Source organism: Vicinamibacteria bacterium, from assembly GCA_035570235.1.
In the GTDB taxonomy this organism is placed as follows: Bacteria; Acidobacteriota; Vicinamibacteria; order Fen-336; family Fen-336; genus DATMML01.
This window is the reverse complement of the sequence record DATMML010000133.1, coordinates 56724-73288: the sequence shown is the minus strand read 5'-3', so window position 1 is coordinate 73288 and position 16565 is coordinate 56724. Positions and strand designations below refer to the sequence as shown.

4 protein-coding genes are annotated in these 16565 nt (G+C 69.0%); all 4 read left to right on the top strand.

The features are described from left to right. Positions 1-769: phosphopantetheine-binding protein (locus tag VN461_23265; GenBank protein HXB57700.1), on the top strand; the 769-nt coding region annotated here is incomplete at its 5' end. Then, positions 762-7313 carry an amino acid adenylation domain-containing protein gene (locus tag VN461_23260; protein HXB57699.1) on the top strand — a complete coding sequence of 2184 codons (6552 nt, stop codon included), beginning with the start codon at positions 762-764 and terminating at the stop codon, positions 7311-7313. The genes VN461_23265 and VN461_23260, both read left to right, overlap by 8 nt. Continuing rightward, positions 7310-11926, top strand: coding sequence for an SDR family NAD(P)-dependent oxidoreductase (locus VN461_23255; GenBank protein ID HXB57698.1), 4617 nt, complete (start codon positions 7310-7312; stop codon positions 11924-11926). Before VN461_23260 ends, VN461_23255 begins: the two co-directional genes overlap by 4 nt. Further along, entirely contained in the window at positions 11910-16562 is a 4653-nt protein-coding gene (locus VN461_23250) for an SDR family NAD(P)-dependent oxidoreductase (protein ID HXB57697.1), read from the top strand. The genes VN461_23255 and VN461_23250 overlap by 17 nt, the downstream gene beginning before the upstream one ends. Positions 16563-16565 lie beyond the last annotated feature (3 nt).

The window sequence follows — 16565 nt, the reverse complement described above, 5'->3', positions numbered from 1 at the left end:
GGAGCGCCTGTATCGGACGGGGGACGTGGTGCGGTGGCGGGGGGACGGGACGATCGAGTTCCTGGGCCGCCGGGACGAGCAAGTGAAGATCCGCGGCTTCCGCGTCGAGCTGGGCGAAATCCAAGCCGCCCTCGCCCGCCACCCGGCGGTCAAGGAGTCGGTGGTAGTCGTCAGGGAGGGGCGGACGCCCGGCGACAAGCGGCTTGTGGCCTACGTGGTCCCGACTACAGGGCAGGCGGTAGAGGCGTCGGAGCTGAAGAAAGGTCTTACGGGGAGTCTGCCCGAACACCTGGTTCCGAGCGTGTTCGTACTCCTTGCCTCCCTGCCCCTGACCCCGAACGGGAAGGTGGACCGCGGGGCTCTTCCTGCGCCCGAACCAGAGGGCACGGAACTTGAGGCCACGTACGTGCCCCCCCGGTCGGAGCTCGAGGCGGCCGTGGCCGGGATCTGGTGCGAGGTCCTAGAGCTGGAACGCGTGTCGGTGCACGACAACTTCTTCGACCTGGGTGGGCACTCCCTGCTGCTGATCCAAGTGCACGCCCGTCTACGTGAGCGGTTTGCCGGACGGAACCTCGGGGTGGTCGAACTATTCAGGCATCCCACAGTCGCGGCACTGGCGGCGCACCTAGCGCCCAGAAGAGGTGCCCCGGAGGCCCGGCCCGAGGCGGCAGCTCTCGAGGCCCAGGCGCGGCAGGTGGGGCGTGAGCGGCTGGGGCGTCGACGGTCAATCCGCAAGGCCCTTCGCAGCGCGGAGGATCTTGATGCTTGACGGGATGCTGCCGAGAGCGGTCGCCGCGGAGAACGGGAGCACCACGGTGGAGTTCCTCTCCACGCTGCGCGCACGGGACGTGAGGTGCTGGCTGGAAGGGGATCATCTGCGCCTGAGCGCGCCCCGCCAGATCTTGACCCCGGGGCTGCAGGAGGAGCTGGCCCGGCGCAAGGCCGAGATCGTTGCCTTTCTGCGCAGCGCGCAATCCGAGGCCCCGGGGTCGATTGTGCCAAGGGCCCGTGAGGGCGGCCTCCCCCTCTCCTTTGCCCAGGAGCGGATGTGGTTCCTGCAGAAGCTGGACCCGCAGAGCGTCGCCTATAACCTGCAGACCAACATCCCCTTGCGGGGGCCGCTCGACGCGTCCGCCCTACAGCGAGCGATGACCGAGATATTGCGGCGGCACGAGGTGCTTCGAACGACCTTCGTGGAGAAGGAAGGGCGGCCCATCCAGCTCATCGCGGTGCCGGGCCCGGCCGCCCTTCCGCTCGCCGACCTGAGCCGTCTCGAGCCCGCGGCGTGCGCGGAGGAGGCGAGCCGCCTTGCTACCGAAGACGTGCGTCGCCCCTTCGATCTGGAGCGGGGGCCCGTCTTCCGGCCCCACCTGTTGCGGCTGGGGGAGGAGGACCATCAGCTCCTCATCACCCAGCACCACATCGTGACCGACGGTTGGTCGATCGCCCTCCTAATCGAAGAAGTATTGGCCCTTTATCGCGCCTTCGCAGCCGGGCAAGCGTCCCCCCTGCCGGAGCCACGCCTGCAATACGGCGACTTCGCGGCCTGGCAGCGGGACTGGCTCCGGGGGAAAGTGCTCGAGGGGCAGCTTGCGTACTGGCGCGCGCACCTGGCAGGACCGGTTCCGGTTCTCGACCTCCCGACCGACGGCCCGCGGCCTCGGGTACAGACCGTGAACGGTGCGATCCACGCCTTCGATCTACCGGGCGCGCTGACGGACAGGCTCCGGGCCCTGAGCCGGGCGGAGGGGGCTACGCCCTTCATGACCCTTCTCGCCGCCTTCGTGGTGTTGCTCTCGCGCTGGTCCGGCCAAGAGGACGTGGTCGTGGGAACCGCGAGCGGGAACCGCCCCCTCCTGGAGACCGAGGGGATGCTTGGGCTCTTCGTCAACACGCTGGCTCTGCGAACTGACCTCTCGGGTGACCCGAGCTTCCGGGAAGCGCTCGGCGGGGTGCGCACGGCCGCCCTGGGCGCCTACGCCCACGGGGACCTGCCCTTCGAGAAGCTCGTTGAGGAGCTGCGCCCGGTGCGCGACCTCAGCCGCTCGCCCCTCGCCCAGGTGCTGTTCGTGATGCAGAACACCCCTCTGGAGGCCCTATCGCGTCAGGCATCACCGGGGGCGGTTATCGGGGATCGCGCAACCGCCAGCCACGATCTCAGCCTCTACTTGACGGAAGGCAATAGTGGTTTGCGCGGGGAGCTCGAGTACAACACCGATCTCTTCCGTGCGGAGACCGCACAGCGCTTTGCCCGTCACTATCGGCGGCTGCTAGAGGCGATCGTCGAAGACCCTGGCCAGCGCATCTCCCGGCTGCCCGTCATGGATGAGGCCGAGCGGCAACAGGTCGTCGTGACTTGGAACGACACGACCCGGGCGGTGCCGAGAAAACGTGTGCACGAGCTCGTGGCCGAGCAGGCCGCGCGCAGACCGGATGAGACGGCGGTGGTCGCGGACGAGGCGAGCCTGACCTACGCGGAACTGGACCGTCGGGTGCGGCGACTCGCGCGGCGACTGGGTGAACATGGGGTCGGGCCGGGTCAGATCGTAGGCCTCTGTGTCGAGCGGTCGGTGGACATGGTGACCGCTCTCTTGGCGGTGCTCGAGGCCGGAGCCGCCTACATGCCCCTCGACCCCCTGTACCCGGGCGAGCGGTTGGCATTCATGCTGGGGCAGGCGGAGCCGGCGGCGATCTTGACCCAGACCGCGGTCGCGGGAAGACTTCCGCCCTCATCTCAGCCTGTCCTGCTCCTCGACGAAGAGGGTCAAGCCGAGTCGGAGGAGCCAGAGAGCGGGAGAAGGGCCCCGGGGAACCCGGAGCCGTCCGAGTTGGCCTACGTGCTCTTTACCTCGGGCTCGACCGGCCGGCCCAAGGGGGTCGCGGTAACGCACGCAGCCCTGACAAATCTTGTGGCCGCGATGCGGGAGACCACGGGGATCACCGAGCGGGACACCGTTCTCGCGACGACCACCCTAGCCTTCGACATTGCCGGCCTCGAGCTCTTCCTTCCCCTGATCGTCGGGGGGAGAGTCGTGCTCGCGAGCCGCGAAGCGGCCAGGGACGGCCTCGCCCTCTGTCAGCTATTGGTGCGGGTGAGGCCGACCTTCATGCAGGCTACACCCGCCACCTGGCGCATGTTGATCGAATCGGGATGGCAGGGCGACCCGGATCTCACCGTCATCTGTGGGGGCGAGGCGCTGGCCTCCGACCTCGCCCGCGCTCTACGGGGGCGCTGCCGCGCGGTCTGGAACGGCTACGGTCCTACCGAGACCACCATCTACTCCACGGTCCATCCGGTTGGCGCCGGGGAGGGCCCTATCCCGATCGGCCGGCCGCTCGCCAATACCCGGGTGCACGTTCTGGACCGACATCAGGAGCCTCTCCCCGCGGGGTGCGCGGGCGAGCTTTATATCGGGGGGATCGGAGTAGCCCGTGGTTACCTGGGCCGCCCGGACCTCACCGCCGAGCGTTTCGTTCCCGATCCCTTCGCAGCCGAGCCGGGCGCCCGACTCTACCGGACGGGCGACCTCACGCGCTTCCATGCCGACGGTGTTCTCGAGTACCTGGGCCGGCTAGACACGCAGATCAAGCTGCGAGGCTTTCGAATCGAGCTGGGCGAGATCGAGGCCGTCCTCCGCGAACAGCCCTCCATCACGGACGCGGCGGTAGTCGCGCAAGACCACGGAAACGACAAGCGCCTGGTGGCCTATGTGGCCTTTCGCCCCGGGCAGGTTCCCAGCATGGCTGACCTGCGGCGGGCCCTGGGATGCCGCCTCCCCGAGCACATGATTCCCAGCACGTTCGTGGCCCTTCCTGCCCTGCCCCTGAGCCCGAACGGGAAGGTGGACCGCCGCGGCCTGCCTGCGTCCGTTTTCGAGCGTCCCAGGGAGATCGCTTTCGTACCTCCGCGAAGCCCGGTGGAGGAGGCGGTGGCGGGGATCTGGCGAGAGGTACTCGGAATCGAGCAGGTCGGCGTGCACGATGACTTCTTCGATCTCGGCGGCCACTCGCTTACCGGCACCCAGGTTCTGGCCCGAGTACAGGATGCTTTCGGCGTCCAGCTGCCGCTACGACGCATTTTTGAGTCGCCCAGCGTTGCTGGACTTGCGGGGGCGGTGGAGGCGGCGGGAGAACAGCGGCTGGGGCCGGAGGCGGCGCCCCTGGTTCCGGTTGCGCGCGACCGCGACCTGGCCCTCTCCTTTGCCCAGGAGCGGCTGTGGTTCCTGCACCAGCTTGAAGAGGCGAGCGCTGCGTACCACATACCGGGCGCGCTCTTGCTGCGAGGCTGCCTGGACGTGGGGGCCCTGGATAAGGCCTTGGCCGAGCTGTGGCGGCGGCACGAGTCGTTGCGAACGCGCTTCGAGAGCCTGGACGGACAGCCGGTGCAGCGTATCGACCCTCCGGACGGTTTCTCTCCCGCGCGACACGACCTCTCGGCTCTGGGCCGGGCGGGGGCAGAAGCGCAGGCGCGGCGGCTCACGGCCGAGGAGGCCCAGCGACCTTTCGACCTGGTCCGGGGTCCCCTCTTCCGCGTGAGCCACCTCCGCCTGGCCGAGGATGAGCACGTCCTTCTGGTCACGCTGCACCACGTCGTCGCCGATGGCTGGTCGCTGGGGGTGCTCGTGCGCGAGCTGGGCGTCTTATACGAGGCGTTTCGGTGTGACCGACCCTCGCCGTTGTCCGCCCTCCCCCTGCAGTACGCAGACTTCGCGCAGTGGCAGCGGGCTCGACTGGAAGCGCCGGAGGTGGAGCGGCAGATCGGCTACTGGCGCCGCCAGCTCCAGCGAGTGAGCGCCCTCGAACTGCCCACCGACCGACCGCGCCCGCCGGTCCAGACGTTCCATGGGGCCAACCACCACTTCCTGATCGCGCCCGAGGTCGCAGAGGGAGTGAGGAGGCTGGCGCGTCGGGAGAAGGCAACCGTGTTCATGGTCCTGCTGGCGGCCTTCCAGAGCCTCCTCCACCGCTACTCGGGTCAGGAGGACGTAGCTGTGGGTACGCCGGTCGCGGGGCGGAGCCGGGCTGAACTTGAGGGCCTGGTGGGCTTGTTCGTGAACACCCTGGTCCTGCGCACGGACCTCGGGGGGGATCCCCGCTTCCGGGATGTGCTGGCCCGCGTGCGCGAGGTGGCGCTGGAGGCCTACGCCCATCAGGACACTCCTTTCGAAAGGCTGGTCGAAGAGCTGCGGCCAGAGCGCGACCTCAGCCGCTCCCCGCTCTTCCAGGTGATGCTCGTCCTCCAGAATGCCCCCGCGGCGGCTCTCGATCTGCCCGGTCTCTCCGTGCAGCCCTGGGGCGCCGAGTCCGGCGCCTCGCGATTCGATCTTACGCTCTTCGTAACGGAGACGTCCCAGGGCTTCTTCGCCACCGCCGAGTACAACACCGACCTCTTCGACGCGGACAGGGTGGCGGGCCTGGGTGAGCACTTCCAGACGCTCTTGGCGGGGGCGGTTTCCGAGCCGGATCGACGCCTCTCGGAGCTGCCGCTGCTGGAACGAGAAGAACGGCGCAGGATCCTGGGGGCCTGGAACCAGACCGCACGGAGGGTGTCGCCGTCTTGCGTGCACGAGCGAATCGCCCTCCAAGCGGCAGCCAATCCGGAGGCGCTGGCAGTCTCGTTTGAGGGGGCGAGCCTCAGCTACCGGGCATTGGATGCGGCTTCTGATGCGCTGGCCCGACGGCTGGTCCGGATGGGCGTCGGCCCCGAGGTTCTCGTGGGCGTAGCCGTCGAGCGGTCCTTGGACTTGGTGGTGGCGCTGCTCGGCGTCCTCAAGGCGGGGGGTGCCTACCTGCCCCTCGACCCGACCTACCCGAAGGAGCGCCTGGCCTTCATGCTCGAAGACTCCGGGGCGCGGGTGTTGCTCACCGAAGAGCCTCTCCTGCGCTTGCTCCCCTCCAACTCCGCGCAGGTCCTCTGCCTAGACTCCCCTGCCCCTCGGAATAAAAGCGAGGCGGTGGACTTGCTTCCCGTCGATCCCGACCAACTGGCCTACGTCATCTATACATCGGGGTCCACGGGTCGGCCCAAAGGCGTGCAGGTCTCGCACCGCTCGCTCTCCAATTTCCTGGATGCGATGGCCGAGCGGCCGGGACTCGCGCCCTCCGATGTCTTGCTCTCGGTAACGACCCTGTCCTTCGACATCGCCGGCCTCGAGCTCTACCTGCCGCTCGTAACGGGCGCGCGCGTAGAGATGGTCAGCCGGGAAGCAGCCACGAACGGGGCGTGGCTGCTCGAACGGTTGGTTTCCTCGGGCGCGACCGTCATGCAGGCGACCCCCGCCACGTGGCGGCTGCTGCTGGAGGGGGGCTGGGCGGGTGGACCCCTGAGGGCGCTCTGCGGGGGGGAGGCCTTGCCCGGAGATCTGGCCAGTGAGCTCCTAAAACGCGGGGTCACCCTCTGGAACCTCTACGGGCCCACGGAGACCACCATCTGGTCGACGACGCACCGTGTCGAGCGGGCGGAGGGGGTGGCCTCTCTCGGGCGGCCGATCGCCAACACTCGGCTCTATGTTCTCGACCCCAAGGGTGAGCCGGTGCCGGTAGGGGTGCCGGGCGAGCTCTACATCGGGGGCGCGGGGCTCGCCCGCGGGTACCTGAACCGGCCCGACCTCACCGCCGAACGCTTCCTCCCGGACCTTTTCGGGGGCGAGCCGGGAGCCAGGCTCTACCGCACGGGCGACTTGGTGCGTTACCGGCGGGACGGAGCGCTCGACTTCCTGGGACGCGTGGACCAGCAGGTCAAAGTGCGGGGCTTCCGCATCGAGCTCGGTGAGATCGAGGTCGCGATGCGGGAGTTGAAGGCGGTGAAGGCCGCAGTGGTGCTGACGCGGCCGAACGGCACCGGCGAAGTCCAACTCGTTGCCCACGTCGTGTTCAGGCCCGGCCTTGAGCTCACGGTTACCGAGCTGCGCGGTGCCCTAAAGGAGAAACTGCCCCCCCACATGATCCCCTCCTCCTTCGTGATCCTGGACGACCTGCCCCTGACTCCCAATGGCAAGGTAGACCGCAAGGCCCTGGCTCGTCTCGAGGCGCGACAGCGGGAAGGGCTCCCCGGCCACGTCGCGCCGCGCACGCCGTTGGAGAAGTCCATCGCCGCTATCTGGCAGGAGGCCCTGGGGGTGCCCCGGATCTCCCGCCACGACAACTTTTTCGACCTCGGCGGCCACTCGCTGCTCTCGATGCGGGTGCTGGCACGGATCGAGGCCGCCCTCGGAATACGCCTCACCCCCCGGGATCTGATCTTTCAGACCCTGGAACAGCTCGCGGCGCTCTGCGAGAGGCAGGTGGCAGGGGTAGCTGGGAGTCGAACGTGAGCGGCGGAGGGAACGGCGAGGGCATGGGCGAGGGTGGAAGCGAGCTCGAGATCGCGGTTGTCGGAATGGCTTGCCGATTCCCGGGCGCGGACGGCGTGGAAGCATTCTGGCAGAACCTCTGCGACGGGGTGGAGTCGATCTCGTTCCTCGGGGAGGACGAGCTCCTCAAGGCGGGAGTGGGCAGGGAGGCGCTCCGGGACCCCGCCTACGTCCGGGCGGCGGCCGTGCTGTCCAGCATCGACCTCTTTGACGCCCGCTTCTTCGGTTACACCGCCCGCGAGGCCCAAGTACTCGACCCGCAGCAACGGCTCTTCTTGGAGACGGCCTGGGAGGCGCTCGAGAGGGCTGGTTACGACCCGGAACGGCATCGGGGGGCCATCGGCGTATTCGGGGGGACGAGCAGCAGCAGCTATGCCTTCGCCGTGATGGCGAGCCCGCAACTCCGCGCGGCGGTCTCCCCCTACCAGGTGATGCTCTCCAACGAGAAAGACTTCCTAGCCACGCGCGTGGCCTACAAGCTGAACCTCCGCGGTCCGGCGGTGGTCGTCCAGGCCGCCTGCTCCACGTCGCTCGTGGCGGTGCACCTCGCCTGCCAGAGCCTGCTGGCGGGAGAGTGCGACATGGCCCTCGCGGGGGGCGTGTCCGTCTCGGTGCCGCACCGCGTCGGGTACTACCACGAGCCCGACGGGATCCTTTCCCGCGACGGGCATTGTCGGGCCTTCGACACGGAGGCGAGCGGGACCCTAAAAGGCAACGGCGTGGGCATAGTGGTGCTCAAGCGGCTGGCAGAGGCCCTCCGTGACGGCGACACCATTCTGGCCGTGATCAAGGGCTCGGCCACCAACAACGATGGTGGGCAGAAAGTGGGGTTCACCGCACCGGGAGTGTCCGGCCAGGCGGAGGTAGTCCGCGCCGCTCTCGCAATGGCGGGCGTGGCCGCGGAGGAGATCGCATACGTGGAAGCCCACGGCACGGCGACGGCTCTCGGTGACCCCATCGAGGTGGCAGCCCTCACCCAGGCATTCCGGGCCACAACGGAGCGCCGCGGTTTTTGCGCGATGGGCTCGGTCAAGACGAACTTCGGGCACCTCGACGCGGCGGCGGGAATTGCCGGGTTCATGAAGGCCGTGCTCATGCTCGAGCGCCGGCAGTTCGTGCCTAGCCTTCATTTCCGGGAGCCCAACCCGCGCCTCGAACTGTCTAGCAGCCCGTTCTACGTGGCCACGCGTCACCAGGCCTGGGCGAGCGAGGGGCGGCCGCGGCGGGCGGGGGTCAGCTCGTTCGGCATGGGCGGGACAAACGTCCACGTGGTGCTCGAGGAGCCGCCCCTATTGCCCCTGCGAGAGCTGCCGGTTCGGCCCGAGGTACTCGTACTCTCCGCTCGGACCGAGAGCGCCCTAGAGCACGGCACGGCCGCGCTCGCGGCGCACCTGCGCAGCCACCCCGAGCTGGCGCTGGCCGACGCGGCCTTTACCTTGGGGGCTGGACGGCGGGCCTTCCCTCACCGGCGGGCGCTGGTCGTCCGCGACCAGGGAGAAGCGGTTCGGCTTCTCGAGGAGCGCGACCCGCAGCGGGTGTTCCGAGGCCTGGCCGAGGAGGGGCGATCGGTCGCATTCCTCTTCTCTGGCCAAGGAGCTCAGCATGTCAACATGGCCAGGGGCGTCTACGGGACTCAGCCGGAATTCCGGGCCGAAGTCGACGCTTGCTGCGACCGCCTCCTCCCGCTCCTGGGGCTCGACCTGCGGAGGCTGCTGTTCCCGAGCGAGGAGGAGGCCGTAGCCGCCGGCGCCCGTCTGACCGAGACGCGCTTCACGCAGCCCGCCCTGTTCACCATCGAATATGCCCTGGCCCGACTTTGGATGTCCTGGGGGGTCGTGCCTGCGGCCATGATCGGCCATAGCGTCGGCGAGTACGTGGCGGCATGTCTGGCGGGCGTCCTCGAGCGCGACGAGGCCCTCGGCCTGGTAGCAGAGCGCGGTCGTCTCATGGAGGATTGCCCGCCGGGGGCTATGACCGCGGTGGCCCTCGCCGCGGAGACGGTGCTGCCCCTTCTCGACGGTCGACTGGACCTCTGCGTGGTGAATGGGCCGGATGCCTGCGTCGTCGGAGGGGCGTTCGAAGACATCGAGCGGCTGGAGGCCCGCCTGAAGGAGCTCGACGTGGCCCATGGACGCGTGCTGACCTCGCATGCGTTTCACTCCCGGCTGATGGAGCCGGCCCTCGACGCCTTTGCGGCCCGCGTGGCGAGGGCACGTATGAAGGAGCCTCGGATTCCCTTCGTGTCCAACCGGACGGGGACCTGGATCACTGCGGAGCAGGCCACCGACTCCGCTTATTGGGCGGGGCACCTGCGGGACACGGTGCGCTTCTCCGAGGGGCTCGCCACCCTGCTGGCCGACCCGAAGCGAACCCTCCTCGAGGTGGGCCCGGGTCATACCCTGGTCGCTCTGGCAAAGCGGAGGCACTCCGCGGTGATCGCGCTGGCCTCTCTCCCGCATCCCCGCCAGCCGGAGGCAGACGAAGTCTTCTTCCTTCAGACCGCGGCCCGCTTGTGGACGGCGGGCATCGCGGTCGATTGGTCGTCGCGTGACCACTACCGTGGGCAACGGCGGGTTGTGCTCCCAACATACGCGTTCGACCGCGAGCGATATTGGGTCGATGCAACGAGCCCGGGCCCCGCGCAGCCGGAGATGGGGCGCCCGGGGGGGGCTTCGAAGTTGCCCGTGGAGCGCTGGCTCTACACGCCGTCCTGGAAGCGAACGGAGGCCCTGCCCCTCGACAGGGAGACGGTCGAAGGGCGCTGGTGCGTGCTCCTCCCCGAGGAGGGCGCGCTGGGCTCGGCTCTGGTGGCAGGCCTGCGCGCCCGGGGCGCCTCGGTGACGGTGGTGCGGCCGGGACCACGCTTTGCTTGGGGCGAGGCCGGGGAGTGCACCCTCCCGCCCGGGCAGCGCGGAGCGTATGAGCAATTGCTGGACGACCTGGCGGCGAAGGGGGGCGTGCCCGACCGCTTTGTCCACCTGTGGAGTGCGCAAGGGGGCGCAGGGGACCCCTTGGAGCGTGGCCTCCTCAGCGTGCTCCACCTGGGACAGGCACTCGGTCGCAGGCAGGACCGGGAGACGAGCCTGCTGGTCGTGACGGCAGGGGTCCAGGACGTGCTCGGTAATGAGCCTCTGTCGCCCCTGGCGGCAACGGTGCTCGGCCCCTGCCGGGTAATCCCCCAGGAGTACCCTCTCCTCGCCTGTCGAACCCTCGACCTGCCAAGGGGGGGACCGGACGAGCCGTCCCGGGAGGTGCTCGCGGAAGTGGTCCTCGCGGAAGGGGCCTCGTCCTCCCCGGAGCCGACGGTCGCGTACCGGGGCCGGCACCGGTGGGTCCTGTCCTTCGAACCCGTGGAGCCGGCGGCGACCGCGCCCACAGCGGCACCCCTGCGCCCGCGGGGCGTCTACCTCGTGACGGGCGGGCTAGGGAAGGTCGGCCTCGCCCTCGCCGCCCATCTTGCGCGGACGGCAAAGGCCCGCCTGGTCCTGACCAGCCGCTCCGGCCTGCCCGAGCGCGCGCAGTGGGAGCAGCGTCTCGCCGCTGCCCCCCCCGGCGACGAGGAAGCCCGGAAGATTCGGGCCGTCCAGGATTTGGAGGCCCTGGGAGCCGAGGTCCTCGCCTTAAGCGCGGACGCCGCTGACCTCGGCCAGATGCGGGCCGTTTTGGGGCTGGCCCGAGAGAGGTTCGGGCGCCTCCACGGCGTGATCCACGCGGCGGCGGAGCTGGGTCCGGGTGCTTTCCGCCCCCTTGCTGAAACCGAGCGGGCGGACTGTGAGCGGCAGCTCCGGCCGAAGCTGGGAGGAGCGGAGGTGCTGGAAAGGCTGCTGGGCGACGAGTCCCTGGACTTCGTCCTGTTCACCTCATCGCTCTCCACCGTATTGGGAGGCCTGGGTCTCGGGGCCTACGCTGCCGGCAACCACGCCCTCGACGCCTTCGCTCGCCGCCAGCACCAGAAGGGGAAGCGCTTCTGGGTCAGTGTCTGCTGGGACGGCTGGCAGCTCGGCTCCGGGATCGTCGAGGGGGGTGGTCGACTCGCATCGACCGCGATCTCCGCGGAGGAGGGTGGCGAAGCCTTCGCGCGGCTCCTGACCCTGGGCTCGCCGCCTCAGATCGTCGTGTCCACCACACCCCTTGGCACGCGTCTCGCGGAGTGGACGCGGCGGGAGGTCCCGGGAGGGGCCGGCGCAGCCTCCTCGTCTCCGGAGGCCGAGCGGCACGCGCGGCCCGAGATGAGCGCCGTCTACGTCACCCCCGAGGACCCCGTGGACCGCCAGCTGGCCACCCTCTGGGCCCAGATGCTCGGGATCGACCGCGTGGGGGCGGATGACAACTTCTTCGAGCTGGGGGGCTCGTCCCTCCTTGCCGTCCACCTGATGGGTCGTGTCCGCAAGGAGTTCCCGGTCGAACTCTCCGTGGCCACGCTCTTCGAGGCCCCGACCGTGCGAGCCCTCGGCCACCTCATCCGGTCGCGTCAGGGACCGGACCACGCCCTGGCGCTCAGCGAGGGGCGGGGGCAACAGAGGAGAGAAGGCCACCGACCCAAGAGGAGGACATCTGATGCAGTCGTCGACTGAGATGACGGGCACCGAGATCGCCGTCGTCGGAATGGCGGGGAAGTTCCCCGGGGCCAACAGCGTGGACGAACTCTGGGAGAACCTGAAGAACGGCGTCGAGTCGGTTTCGTCAATCAGCCTCGAGGAATGGGCGGCCGAGGTGGACGTGCACCCGTCCTTTCTGGAGCGGCCCGACCTCGTCCCCATGCGGCCCCGCATCGAGGGAGCCGACCTCTTCGACGCTGCGTTTTTTGGATACACGCCCCGGGAGGCCCAGATCCTGGACCCCCAGCAGCGGCTCTTCCTCGAGTGCTGCTGGGAGGCACTGGAGAGCGCCGGCTACGACACCGAGCGTTTCGCGGGCTCGATCGGGCTGGCGGCGGGGGTGAGCCAGAGCAGCTACCTCATGAACTACCTGCAGTGGGATCGTGAGCTCATCCAGGCCATGGGCAACCTGAAGGTCGGCCTCGGGAACATGAACGATGCCCTACCCACCCGGGTTGCCTACAAGCTCAACCTGCGCGGTCCCGCTTATGCGGTGCAGTCTTTCTGCTCGACCTCCCTCTTGGCCGTGCACTTGGCCTGTCAGAGCTTGCTCAACCATGAGAGCGACCTGGCCCTTGCCGGCGGCGTGACGATCGCTGTCTCCCAGAACACTGGATATCAGTACATGGAGGGCGGAATCCTCTCCCCCGACGGGCACACTCGGACTTTCGATGCTCGCGGCAAGGGGATGGTGTTTGGCAACGGCCTCGGGGCGGTGGTGTTGAAACGGCTAAAAGAAGCGGTACGCGATGGCGACAATGTCCGTGCCGTGATCCTGGGCTCCGCGATCAACAACGACGGCTCAGTGAAGGTCGGTTTTACTGCTCCCAGCGTGAGCGGGCAGGCCGAGGTCATCGTGGAGGCACTGTCGGCGGCGGACGTGAACCCCGAGACGATCACCTACGTAGAGGCCCACGGAACCGCCACCGCTCTGGGCGATCCTGCCGAGATCGCCGGACTCACCAAGGCTTGGCGCAAGTGGACGGGGAGGAAGCGCTACTGCGCGATCGGCTCCGTCAAGACGAACATCGGCCACCTGGACGCCGCCGCCGGCGTGGCCGGCCTCATCAAGACCGTGCTCGCTCTTGAGCACCGGCAGATTCCGGCCAGTCTGCACTTCGAGGCTCCGAATCCGGAGATCGACTTCGCGGGCAGCCCGTTCTACGTGGTCACCGAGCTCACGCCGTGGAACAGCGAAGGACCGCGAAGAGCCGGCATTAGCTCGTTCGGGATCGGTGGTACGAACGCGCATGCCATCCTTCAGGAGGCGCCCCTCCTGCCTCCCTCGGACCCTGCCCGCCCTTGGCAGCTCCTGGTCGCCTCCGCGAAGACCGCGACCGCGCTCGACGAGGCCACGCGCAAGCTGACCAACCACTTGACCGCGCATCCGGATACGAACCTCGCGGACGCAGCCTGGACCCTCCAGGTTGGCCGGCGCGTCTTCAACCACCGCCGGGTGGTGGTGGGGCGGGATCTCGAGGACGCCCGGGCGGCCCTTGGTGATCCCGCGCGGTGGGCGACGGCGGCGCAGGAGCGGCAGAACGCGCCCGTCGCGTTCATGTTCACAGGTCAGGGGTCGCAGTACGTCGGCATGGGCCGGGGTCTCTACGAGGAGGAGCCGGTATTTCGCGAGGCGGTGGATGCGGGGGCGGAGCTGCTGCGGTCCTCGCTGGGGCTCGACTTGCGCGGAGTGCTCTACCCGCGAAGTGGCCATGCGGAGGCGGCCGCGGAACAGCTCATGCAGACGCAATTCACCCAGCCCGCGCTGTTCCTGGTCGAGTACGCCCTGGCCCGGCTATGGATGTCCTGGGGAATCCAGCCCGTGGCCATGATCGGCCACAGCGTGGGCGAGTACGTGGCTGCCCACCTCGCGGGCGTCTTCTCCTTCGAGGATGCCCTCGCCCTGGTGGCGGAGCGCGGCCGTCTCATGCAGTCTCTCCCGCGGGGCGCCATGTTGTCGGTTCCCCTGGGGGAGGCTGCGCTCCGGCCGCACCTCGGGGCAGGCCTGGATTTGGCCAGCGTCAATGCGCCCGGGGCCTGTGCGGTGGCGGGCAGCGCCGAGGCCATCGATCGTCTGGAGCGGGAGCTGGCGGAGCGGGGGGTGCCGAGCCGACGGCTCCACACGTCCCATGCCTTCCACTCCGCGATGATGGAGCCAATCCTGCCCGCGTTCCGGAGGCGGGTGGGTGAGGCGGAGCGCCGAACCCCCTCGCTACGCTTCGTGTCCAACGTCACCGGTGACTGGATCACCGCCGGGGAGGCCATGGACGCGGAGTACTGGGTCCGGCATCTGCGGGGGACCGTGCGTTTCGGGGAAGGGGTGAAGCGTCTCATTGGCGAGGAGAGCCGCCCCGTCCTACTGGAAGTGGGTCCGGGCAACACCCTGGTGTCGCTTGCCCGCCAGCAGGGGGCGGACACTGGCGCGGCCGCCGCGGTCGCGAGCCTTCGGCACGTGAGCGAGACGCTGCCCGACCGCGCGTTCCTGCTCGGCTCGCTCGGGAAGTTGTGGCTGGCCGGGGTCAACCTGGACTGGGTCAGTGTGCACGGGGAGGAACGCCGCCGGCGGGTGGCCCTGCCCAGCTACCCCTTCGAACGGCAGCGGTTCTGGGTGGACCGGAACGAGAAGCGGCAGCTGGTGGAATCGATCGCTCAGGGCTACTCGCTGCAACGCCGCGAGGTGCAGGACTGGTTTTACCAGCCCTCGTGGCGTCGTTTCCTTCCCGCCGAGCTATTGTCGACGCCATTTCCTCCCGGGGGCTCGCGCTGGTTGCTATTCCTGGACGAAGAGGGCCTCGGGGCGGTGATGGCGGAACAGCTGACTCGGGCCGGCCAGACCGTGATGACGGTCCGGAGGGGGCGTGGGTTCGCGACCGTCGCGCCAAACAGCTTCGAGATTGATCCCCGGGAGAGGGCGGATTACGTCACCCTCCTCCGAACGCTTCAGGATGGCCCTCCGCAGTTCGTGGTACACCTGTGGGGCCTGACGCGCGACGATTCGACCTCCAACCTCGACCGAGTGGAGGAGGCGCAGACCCGGGGCTTCTACAGCGTGCTCTTCTTGGCCCAGGGCCTCGCGGGCGCGGACTTCCGGCAGCCGCTGCACATGGCCGTGGTCACCAACAACATGCAAGAGGTGGTGGGGAGCGAGCTCACCTGCCCGGAGAAGGCGACCGTTCTCGGGCCGTGCAAGGTGATCCCCCAGGAGATGACGCAGGTTTCGTGCCAAAGCATCGATGTGGACCTGCCGACGCCCGGCTCCGCCCAGGCCGTCAGGCTCGCCGATCGCATCGTCGCCGAGCTGCTGACCGGCCAGCCCGAACCCGTCGTGGCCTATCGTGGCCCTCACCGCTGGGTGCAGTCTGCGGAACCGACACCGCTCGCGCCCCCCAACGGGGTGAGCCGGTTAAGGAAAGGGGGCACGTACCTCATCACGGGTGGCCTGGGCGGGATCGGTCTCGTCTTCGCCCAGCACCTGGCTGAGAACTGGAAGGCTCGTCTCGCGCTCACCGGGCGCTCTTTGTTGCCGCCCCGGGAGGAGTGGGAGGTCTGGCTCGAACAGCACGGCCGGCAAGACGCAACCAGCCAGCGGATCGGGGAGATTCGGGATCTCGAGGGCCGCGGCGGGGAGGTGCTCTACCTGAGAGCGGACGTGGCGAGTCGGGAGGACATGGAAGGCGCAGTCGTAGCCACTCGTAAGCGCTTCGGTCCCATTCAGGGAGTGATTCACTCCGCGGGCGTGGCTGGCGGGGGGATCATCTCCCTCAAGGAACGTGACGTTGCGGCGCGCGTCATGGCCCCCAAGGTCCAGGGCACGCTCGTCTTGGAGGCGGCGCTGAGGGAGGAGTCACTCGACTTTTTCCTGCTTTGTTCTTCCACGGCCGCGCTCCTGGGCGGCCTTGGCCAGGTCGACTACTGCGGAGCCAACGCATTCCTCGACGCCTACGCCCATCGCGCGCGCGCCGCCGGCGGGCCGCCGGCAATCTCCGTGAATTGGGATGCTTGGCGGGAGGTGGGGATGGCGGTGAACACTCCCGTCTCCGGCGCCCTGCAGGCGGCGCGCGACTTCAGCCTAAAGGTGGGCATCGCTCCCCGAGAGGGGGTGGATGCCCTCGGCCGCATCCTCGCCGCCGGCGTCCCCCAGGTCGTCGTATTCACGATGGACATGCGGCCGGCCTTGCTCCAACCCCAACTCGAGCGCAAGGCCACCCCCCCGGCTCTGGCGGGGACGCTCGAACCGACGAGCGAGGTGCGGGCCGTGGAGCAGGACGCCTTCAGCGGCGACCTGGAACGCATGATCGCCGAGACCTGGGAACGGATCCTCGGGCGGAAGGAGATCGGGGTCGACGACAACTTCTTCGAGTTGGGCGGCGACTCGCTCACCGCTCTCCAGGTCATCCCCCTCCTCAGAACGCGCCTGGGGAAGGAGATCCCCATCGTGACCTTCTACGAGGCGCCGACGGTGGGCCTGCTCGCTCGCGCCTTGAGGGACCGGACCGCGGATGAGCCGGTTGTGCTCGAAGAAGTGGGGCAGCGGGCGGAGACCCGCCTGGACCTGATGCGGCGACGGCGGCAGCAGCGTGAGATCCAACCCGCGCTGGACCCCCTAGCGTGACAC

Bases quoted from the DNA above. Each gene is read 5' to 3' on its own strand.
- VN461_23260 (HXB57699.1), top strand. From the start codon at position 762: ATGCTTGACGGGATGCTGCCGAGAGCGGTCGCCGCGGAGAACGGGAGC.
- VN461_23250 (HXB57697.1), top strand. From the start codon at position 11,910: ATGCAGTCGTCGACTGAGATGACGGGCACCGAGATCGCCGTCGTCGGA.